General features: G+C 68.4%; 9 protein-coding genes. 6 read left to right on the forward strand and 3 right to left on the reverse strand.

Annotated features, from left to right (window positions below; genetic code table 11):
* Positions 1-44: 44 nt before the first annotated feature.
* The gene (locus G6027_RS07675) at positions 45-1,061 is read right to left on the reverse strand and encodes an NADP-dependent oxidoreductase (RefSeq protein WP_182636655.1); all 1,017 of its coding nucleotides are present in this window, start codon (positions 1,059-1,061) and stop codon (positions 45-47) included.
* A gap of 66 nt (positions 1,062-1,127) precedes the next feature.
* Between G6027_RS07675 and G6027_RS07680 the strand changes: the two genes are divergently transcribed.
* The 4 genes from G6027_RS07680 to G6027_RS07695 all read left to right on the forward strand — a co-directional run bounded on the left by G6027_RS07680 (position 1,128) and on the right by G6027_RS07695 (position 4,475).
* Positions 1,128-2,015: an ABC transporter permease gene (locus G6027_RS07680; RefSeq protein WP_182636656.1), complete on the forward strand. Its 888-nt coding sequence runs from the start codon at positions 1,128-1,130 to the stop codon at positions 2,013-2,015.
* A 12-nt stretch (positions 2,016-2,027) separates the two neighbouring features.
* Entirely contained in the window at positions 2,028-2,846 is an 819-nt protein-coding gene (locus G6027_RS07685; RefSeq protein WP_182636657.1) for an ABC transporter ATP-binding protein, read from the forward strand.
* An 85-nt stretch (positions 2,847-2,931) separates the two neighbouring features.
* A complete protein-coding gene (locus G6027_RS07690) occupies positions 2,932-3,879 on the forward strand; it encodes a glycosyltransferase (protein ID WP_182636663.1) in 948 nt (315 codons plus the stop codon).
* Positions 3,876-4,475, forward strand: coding sequence for a maleylpyruvate isomerase family mycothiol-dependent enzyme (locus G6027_RS07695; RefSeq protein ID WP_182636658.1), 600 nt, complete (start codon positions 3,876-3,878; stop codon positions 4,473-4,475). Before G6027_RS07690 ends, G6027_RS07695 begins: the two co-directional genes overlap by 4 nt.
* A 93-nt stretch (positions 4,476-4,568) precedes the next feature.
* On the opposite strand, the gene G6027_RS07700 is transcribed toward G6027_RS07695, so the two are convergent.
* Complete coding sequence (locus G6027_RS07700; protein WP_182636659.1) at positions 4,569-4,763, reverse strand: ferredoxin; 195 nt, start codon at positions 4,761-4,763, stop codon at positions 4,569-4,571.
* A 53-nt stretch (positions 4,764-4,816) separates the two neighbouring features.
* Positions 4,817-6,316 (reverse strand): fatty acid desaturase, encoded by a 1,500-nt coding sequence (locus G6027_RS07705; protein WP_182636660.1) that lies wholly within the window; start codon positions 6,314-6,316, stop codon positions 4,817-4,819.
* A gap of 205 nt (positions 6,317-6,521) precedes the next feature.
* Between G6027_RS07705 and G6027_RS07710 the strand changes: the two genes are divergently transcribed.
* Positions 6,522-6,995 (forward strand): DUF4442 domain-containing protein, encoded by a 474-nt coding sequence (locus G6027_RS07710; protein WP_182636661.1) that lies wholly within the window; start codon positions 6,522-6,524, stop codon positions 6,993-6,995.
* 68 nt (positions 6,996-7,063) lie between these two features.
* On the forward strand, positions 7,064-8,263 hold the full coding sequence (locus G6027_RS07715) for a TerC/Alx family metal homeostasis membrane protein (RefSeq protein WP_182636662.1): 1,200 nt from the start codon (positions 7,064-7,066) through the stop codon (positions 8,261-8,263).
* Positions 8,264-8,411: the final 148 nt, after the last annotated feature.

Raw genomic sequence — 8,411 nt, forward strand, 5'->3', positions numbered from 1 at the left:
CACCCTGCCCCACGGCGGGGGCGCGCCCGGGCCGGCCCCGCGGATCAGATCTCGACCAGCATCTTCCCGACGTTGGCCCCGCGCATGAGGTCGAGGAACGCGTCCACGGAGTTGTCGATGCCCTCCACGACCGTCTCGTCGAAGACGACCTCACCCGAGGCGACCCACGGCCCGACCTTCTCCGCGAACTCCTTGAACAGGTGCATGTATTTGTTGACGGTGAAGCCCTGCAGGGTGAGGCCGCGGGTGATGGCGTGCCACATGTTGTCCGGCCCGGGCGACCGCTGGGTGGCGTTGTACGAGCTGATCGCCCCGCACAGCGCCAGGCGACCGTCGTCGTTCATCAGGTCCAGCGCGGCCTCGAGGTGGTCGCCGCCGACGTTGTCGAAGTACACGTCGATTCCCTCGCCGTCGGCGTCGCCGAAGTGCTCGCGCAGGAGCGTGCGGACCGGGCCGTCCTTGTAATTGATCGCGGCGTCGAATCCGTAACTCGAGGTGGCCTTGTCGACCTTCTCCGCACTCCCGGCCGAACCGACGACCTTCGAGGCACCCATGAGCCGGGCGATCTGACCGACGGCCGAGCCGACGGAACCGGCTGCGCCGGAGACGAAGACGGACTCGCCCTCCTGGAAGCGCCCGATGTGCAGCAGCCCCACGTAGGCCGTGAGGCCCGTGGTCCCGAGGATCCCCAGGTACGCGGAGACCGGGACGCCCTCGATCTCCTGCACCACCCGGAACTGCCGGCCGTCGCCCTGCGCGACGTCCCGCCAGCCGAGGTCGTGCATGACGACCGTCCCGACCGGGTGGGCGTCCGAGCGGGACTCCACGACACGCCCGACGGCGCCGCCGGTCATGGTCTCGTTCAACTCGAACGGCGGGATGTAGGAGCGGCCCTCGTTCATCCGGCCGCGCATGTAGGGGTCGACGGAGAGGTACTCGTTGGCCACGCGCACCTCGCCCTCGGCGAGCTCGGGCAGGTCGACGGCGACGGTGCGGAAGTCGTCATGGGTCGGCCATCCGCGGGGACGGCTGACGAGCTGGATCTGGGTGCTGGTCGTCATCACTCATGTGTACGCGCCCTGTCTGCGGGGCTGCCACCGGCCACTTCTCTAGTAGGCTTCGCCTTCGTGCAGGACCAGCCCACTCCCGACCCCGCTTCGGCGACGCTCCCCGACGAGCGCGTCCGCAGTGAGATCGTCAGCGACTCCCACACCTTCCGCCGGGCCGTGGCCGACCTCCGCCAGGGGCTGGGCCAGCGCGAGTTGTGGCTCTCGCTGGGCTGGCAGGACATCAAGCAGCGCTACCGCCGCTCCACGCTGGGTCCGCTGTGGATCACCATCGCGACCGGCGTCATGGCCACGGCGCTGGGGCTGCTGTACTCGATCCTCTTTCAGATCCCGTTGGCGGAGTTCCTCCCGCACGTCACCGTGGGCCTGATCCTCTGGGGCTTCATCTCCGGCTGCATCAAGGAGGGCTCGGAGGTCTTCATCTCCAACGAGGGCCTGATCAAGCAGCTGCCCAGCGCGCTCAGCGTCCACGTGTACCGGCTGGTGTGGCGGCAGTTCCTGTTCCTGTGCCACAACCTGGTGATCTGGGTCGTGCTCATGTTGGTCTACCCGCGGCCGTTGGGCTGGGACCTGTTGCTGGCAGTACTGGGCCTGGCGGTGCTCATGCTCAACGGTGTCTGGGTGGCCATGCTGTTCGGCATCCTGGCCACCCGCTTCCGCGACATCGCCCCGCTGCTCGACTCCATGGTGCAGCTGCTGTTCTACATGACCCCCATCGTGTGGACCACGCAGACGCTGTACGAGCAGGGCGGGGAGATCGCCAACCGCGCCCGCATCGCCGAGCTCAATCCGCTCTACCACTACCTGGAGATCGTGCGCGCCCCCATGCTGGGCCAGCCCGTCGCCGCTTATCACTGGTGGGTCGTCCTGGCCTGCACGGCCGTGGGCCTCATCCTCGCCTTTGTCGCGCTGCGCCGGTTCCGCTCCCGAGTCCCGTACTGGGTGTAGGAGGTATATCCCATGAGCCCCGCCACACCCACCCCCGGCGGCGTGTCCATCGACTGCGTGGACGCGTGCGTGGACTTCCCGATCTTCGACGCCAAGTCGCGCTCCCTCAAGAAGGCGGTCCTCGGCTCCGCCGGCGGCGCGATCGGACGGAACTCGTCCAACGTCGTCGTCGTCGAGGCCCTCAGGGACATCACCCTCTCCCTCCGGGAGGGGGACCGCATCGGGCTGGTCGGGCACAACGGGGCCGGCAAGTCCACGCTGCTGCGGCTGCTGTCCGGCATCTACGAGCCCACCCGCGGCGCCGCCCGGATCCGGGGGCGCGTCGCGCCGGTGTTCGACCTCGGAGTGGGCATGGACCCGGAGATCACCGGGTACGAGAACATCATCATCCGCGGCCTGTTCCTGGGCCAGACCCGCAAGCAGATGAAGGCCAAGGTCGAGGAGATCGCGGACTTCACCGAACTCGGCGACTACCTGGACATGCCGCTGCGCACCTACTCGACCGGCATGCGCGTCCGGTTGGCGATGGGCGTGGTGACCTCGATCGACCCGGAGATCCTGCTGCTCGACGAGGGCATCGGCGCGGTGGATGCCGAGTTCATGAAGAAGGCGCGGATCAAGCTGGCCGACCTGGTCTCCCGGTCCGGGATGCTGGTGTTCGCCTCCCACTCCAACGAGTTCCTGGCGCAGCTGTGCGACTCGGCGATGTGGATCGATCACGGTCGCATCCGGCAGCGCGGCAGCATCGAGGAGATCGTCACCGCCTACGAGGGCCCCGAGGCCGGGCGATCGATCGCCGCGTACATGGAGAGGATGAAGCGTGAGGGCTGACAGCGCGGGCCCAGGCGAGCATTCCGGCAGCGCAACCGCCGTAGGTGGCGCAGGTGGCGCGGGGGCCGGCGACGCACGGCGGGTCGTGGCCGTAGTGGTCACTCACAAACGGCTCGACCAGCTCCGCGCGTCGCTCGAGATGGTGTGCGGGCAGACCCGGCCGATCGACCACCTGGTGGTGGTGGACAACGCCGACGAGCAGGCGGTGCGCGAGCTCGTCGAATCGCAGCCCGTGGAGGCCACCTACGTGGGCTCGAGGCACAACCTCGGCGGCGCCGGCGGCTTCGCGTTGGGCATGCTGCACGCCCTGGCCACGGGCGCCGACCTCGTGTGGTGTGCGGACGACGACGGCAGGCCCGAGGGCCCCGAGGTCCTGGCCACGCTGATGGCCTGCATGGACCGCCACGGGCTGGAGGAGGTCTCTCCGGTGGTGTGCGACCTCGCCGAGCCCGACCGGTTGGCGTTCCCTCTACGCCGCGGCGTGGTGTGGCGGCGCTGGCGCAGCGAGCTGTTCGCGGACAGCGAGGGCGGCGAGTCCCTCGACGGCGGCAAGGGCGGCGACCAGGGCGCGGGTGGACCCTCCGGGGCGGACACGGACCTTCTGCCCGGTATCGCCTCCCTGTTCAACGGCGCGCTCTTCACCGCGGACTGCCTCGACCGCGTGGGCGTCCCGGACCTGCGGCTGTTCATCCGCGGCGACGAGGTGGAGATGCACCGGCGCCTGGTGCGGTCCCGACTGCCCTTCGGCACCTGCCTGACCACCGCGTATCTGCACCCGCAGGGGTCCGACGAGTTCAAGCCGATCCTCGGCGGCCGCATGCACACCCAGTTCCCCGACGACCCGGTCAAACGGCACTTCACCTACCGCAATCGCGGGTACGTGCTCACCCAGCCCGGCAACCGGCGCCTCATCCCCCAGGAGATCCTGCGCTTCGGCTGGTACTTCCTGGTGACCAGGCGGGACCCGGCCGGCCTGCGCGAGTGGATGCGTCTGCAGCGGTTGGGCGCGGGCGAGCGGTTCGACAAGCCATGACCGACTGGATCACCCTGCAGTCCCGGGCCGTCGACCTGTACGACCGGGTCCTGCCGATGGTCACCGACTGGGAGGCCGCCACCCCGTGCAGCGAGTGGACCGCCCGTGAGGTGCTGGCCCACGTCGTGGACGAGCAGATGTGGGTCCCTGGGCTGTTGGCCGGAGGGACGGTCGACGAGGTGGCCGGGGACCTCGAGGAGCCGCTCCGTCGGCTCACCGGGGCCAGCGGTCCCGACCTCGTGGCCTACTGGCACACCCTGTGCGCGCCGGTGGCCGCCGCGTGGCGGGGCACCCCGATCGACGACGAGGTCCACCTCTCCTACGGTCGGGCGCCGATGGTGCACTATCTCGCGCAGCAGACCTTCGATCTGGCCGTCCACGCCTGGGACCTGTCGGTCTCCCAGGGGGTCGACCTGCCGTGGGGCGACGACCTCGAACTCGCCGTCCTCGACTTCGTCCGGACCGATCTCGCCGACGACCCGGCCCCGGAACTGTTCTCCGCGCCGCTCCCGGGCTTCGACGGAAAAGGGGTCCCGCCCCGGCACGCCGCTCTCGCGCGTACCGGTCGGGACCCCTCGGCCTGGCCGGCGGCCTAGCAGACACCGGCCGGCGGCCCAGTAGGCCCTGGCCGGCGGCCCAGTAAGCCCTGGCCGGCGGCCTGGCAGGACTGGCAGGACTGGCCCTGCGGCCTACCCGGCCTCGCGGAGCGCCGCCATCGGGCACTTCTCGATGGCCTTGCGAGCCCTCTTCTGGAGATCCTCGGGGACCTCCTCCACGAGCAGGCGCACCACCTCGTCGTCGTCGCCCAGGGCGAAGACCTTCGGGGCGAGGCCGACGCACACCGCCTGCCCCTCGCACCGGTCCGGGTCGATCGCGATCTTCATGAGAAACCTCCTGGTTGAAACACTGGGTACACGGATGTCACGACCTGTCGGGGTCAGCTCACCGGCACGAAGTCGACCTTGTCCCGGACGCCACAGTCCGGGCACTGCCAGTTGTCCGGGATCTCCGACCACGGCGTGCCGGGGGCGAAACCCTCCCGCGGCTCGCCGAGCGACTCGACGTAGTGGTGGCCACAGTTGGGGCAGGCGTAGGTGCCGATCGGCGAGACGGCGCTGCGGACGGCGTCCACGTCGGGCTCGGGATCGAGGACTGCGGTCGCCGTGGCGGCCGGGGCGGAGGACCGGCTGGTCGCGGTGCTCGTGCCGGTGGCCGACGGGGCGGCGTAGCGCGCCAGGATCCGCTCCCGCTTGGACGGCTGGATGTTGGCCCGGGTGACGTCGCCGTCGTAGTGATCGAGAACCCGGTGATCCATGATCCTGCGCCAGATCGGCGGGAAGTAGGCCACCACGATGAGCGCGGCGTACCCGGCGGGCAGCTGCGGGGCGTCGTCGGTGGTGCGCAGTACCTGGTAGCGGCGCATCGGGTTGGCGTGATGATCCGAGTGACGCTGCAGGTGGTAGAGGAAGATGTTGGTGACCAGGTGGTCGGAGTTCCACGAGTGCTCGGGGCGACACCGCTGGTAGCGGCCGCTGTCGAGCTTCTTGCGGCGCAGTCCGTAGTGCTCGAGGTAGTTGACGACCTCCAGCAGGCTGAACCCGTACACCGCCTGCAGGATCAGCCAGGGCAGAACCTCGAGACCGAAGGCTGCGGTGAGGGCACCGAACAGGACCACCGTCATGAGCCAGGCGTTGATGTTGTCATTGCGCAGGGTCCACGGAGACTTTCCGAGGCGCTCCAGACGATTCTTCTCCAGCTCCCAGGCCGAGATGAGGGAGCCGATGACGCTGCGCGGGAGGAAGGCCCAGAACGACTCGCCGAGTCGCGAGCTGGCCGGGTCCTCCGGGGTGGCGACGCGGGCGTGGTGACCGCGGTTGTGCTCGATGTAGAAGTGCCCGTAGGCGGTGGTGGCCAGGGCGACCTTGGACAACCACTTCTCGGAGTTCTGGATCTTGTGTCCGAGTTCGTGAGCGGTGTTGATGCCGATGCCCCCGGCGATGCCCACGGCCCAGGCGACGCCGATCTTGGCCACCAGACCCAGGCCGCCCTCGTGGCCGAAGAACGACAGGTCGTCCGCGGTCCAGAGGTAGCAGGCGACGATCAGGGCGGCGTACTGCACCGGGAGGTACAAGTACGTGCACCACCGGTAGAAGGGGTCGGCCTCCAGGCGTTCGATGACCTCCTCGGGCGGGTTCCGACCGTCCACCCCGACGACCATGTCGAGCAGGGGGATGAACACGAACACGACGAAGGGCGCGACGAACCACGCCACGACCGCGGCGGTTCCCCACCCGGCGTGGGAGAACCACGAGAACAACCCGAGAGAGATGAACAGCGCGCCGGCGGGGATGAGCCCGAGCAGCCACAGGTATCGCTTGCCGTCAGTCCAGGGATACGGCTGCGCCGCGGTCTCCCCTGTCTGGAGGTCGGTGTGCATCACAAGACTCCCTTGATCGAACCCGGCAGCATGTGTCGCACGCCACCTAGTGCGTCAAATCTAGACAAACACAAGCCGTATGTCTAGACAAGGGCACGCTTTTTGTCCAGGCGGCCCTCCTGGTGGCCCTTTCCTGCAGGTCCATCCCCGTGCGCGCGCTCGACCGAGGGCCTTAACTGACTCGCGGGTAAGTTAGGATCGGACCGTGCCCAAGACCGTGCTGCACCGATACACCTCCAGCCCCCGGGCGTTCCAGCTGCTGGCCTCGCTGTATCCCCCTCTGCTCGGCTCAGGGATCCGCATCCGGCACATCGCCCCGGACTGGACGCGCGGGGAGCTGAGCATGCACGTCGCACCGTGGACCGCCAACACCAACGGCACCGCGTTCGGCGGCGCACTGTTCGCCGCGACCGACGTCCTCTACGGCGCCCTGCTGTCGGGGCAACTCGGTGGCGGGTACCAGGTGTGGACCAAGAGCGCGACGATCGATTTCCGGGCCCCCGGCCGGGGCCGACTGCGGTGCGTGGTGGACGTCCCCGGCCCCGAGGCGGACGCCATCAGGGAGCGACTGACCGACCACCCGAGCACCAGCATCGTCCACACCGCGGTGGTGAGCGACAGCCGCGGCACGACGGTCGTGGAGGCGCAGCACACGATGTTCATCCGACGGAAGAGCTGACCGGGGGCGAACCGGCCCGGGGCGCGTAGGATTATCCGGTCCCCGGCCCTCCTCGGAAAGGAATCCCGTTGGGAGCCACCCCGCTCGCCTGGTCGCTGTCCGTCGGCTTGATCGTCGCACTACTGCTGTTCGACTACTTCTTCCACGTGCGCAAGGAACACATCCCGACGCTCAGGGAGTCGGCCATCTGGTCCGCGATGTACGTGGGCATCGCGATCGTCTTCGGTTTCCTCGTGTGGATCTTCGGCGGAAACCAGATGGGCGTCGAGTACTTCGCCGGTTACATCACCGAGAAGGCGCTGTCGGTGGACAACCTGTTCGTGTTCCTGCTCCTGTTGACCAGTTTCAAGGTCCCGCGCGCCGGGCAGCAGAAGGCACTCCTGTTCGGCATCGTGTTCTCGATCATCGCCCGGACCGGTTTCATCTTCGTCGGAGCGGCGCTGCTCAACGCGTTCAGTGCGCTGTTCTACGTGTTCGGACTGTTCCTCATCGTCACCGCGGGGCGTCTCCTGGCCGAGGACGACGAGGACGACGACGCGGACAACGTCGTGGTGCGCCTGGCCAAGAAGTTCATCCCGGCGACCGATCACTACGACCACGACAAGCTGTTCACCATCGAGAACGGCAAGAAGGTCATGACGCCGATGATGATCGTCATGGTGGCGATCGGCGGCACTGACATCATGTTCGCGCTGGACTCCATCCCCGCGATCTTCGGCCTCACCCAGAACGTCTTCATCGTCTTCACCGCGACCACGTTCTCGCTCCTCGGACTGCGCCAGCTGTACTTCCTGCTGGACGGCCTGCTCGACCGTCTCGTCTACCTCAAGTACGGCCTGGCGGCGATCCTGGGCTTCATCGGCGTCAAGCTGATCCTCCACGCTCTGCACGAGAACAACCTGCCGTTCATCAACCAGGGCGAGCACGTCGACGTGGTGGAGGTACCCACCTATCTCTCGCTGGGCGTCATCGTGGCCGTGCTCGTGGTGACCGTCGTGGCCTCCCTGGTGAGCCCGGCCGGGAAGGCGCTCACCGTGCTCGGCAACCTCAAGCGGTACTCGCACGAGTACCTGAACAAGAACTTCACCGACGACCCCGTCGAGCGGGCCAAGCTGTGGGCCAAGATCCTCGACAACGAGGACAAGCTCAAGACGATCGACCGGAAGTACTTCGGCTCCGAGGGCGACGTCTGGGAACTCGAACAGCTGCTGCGCAGGGTCTGGGACGATCACGCCCGCTACGAGCGTGCGACCGACTACACCCGCTGACCGGCGGCTACGCGCTCCGGCCGGCCCACATCCCGAGCGGGTCGGCGACCGGTTCCCCGGGGAGCGGTGGGAGCAGCAGGGCCCCCGGCCACAGTGACCGCAGCGCCGGGAGCACGCCACTCGCACCCGGGTCGCCGACCCGGCCGGG

This window comes from Dietzia sp. SLG310A2-38A2, from assembly GCF_014145095.1.
Classification (GTDB): Bacteria; Actinomycetota; Actinomycetes; order Mycobacteriales; family Mycobacteriaceae; genus Dietzia.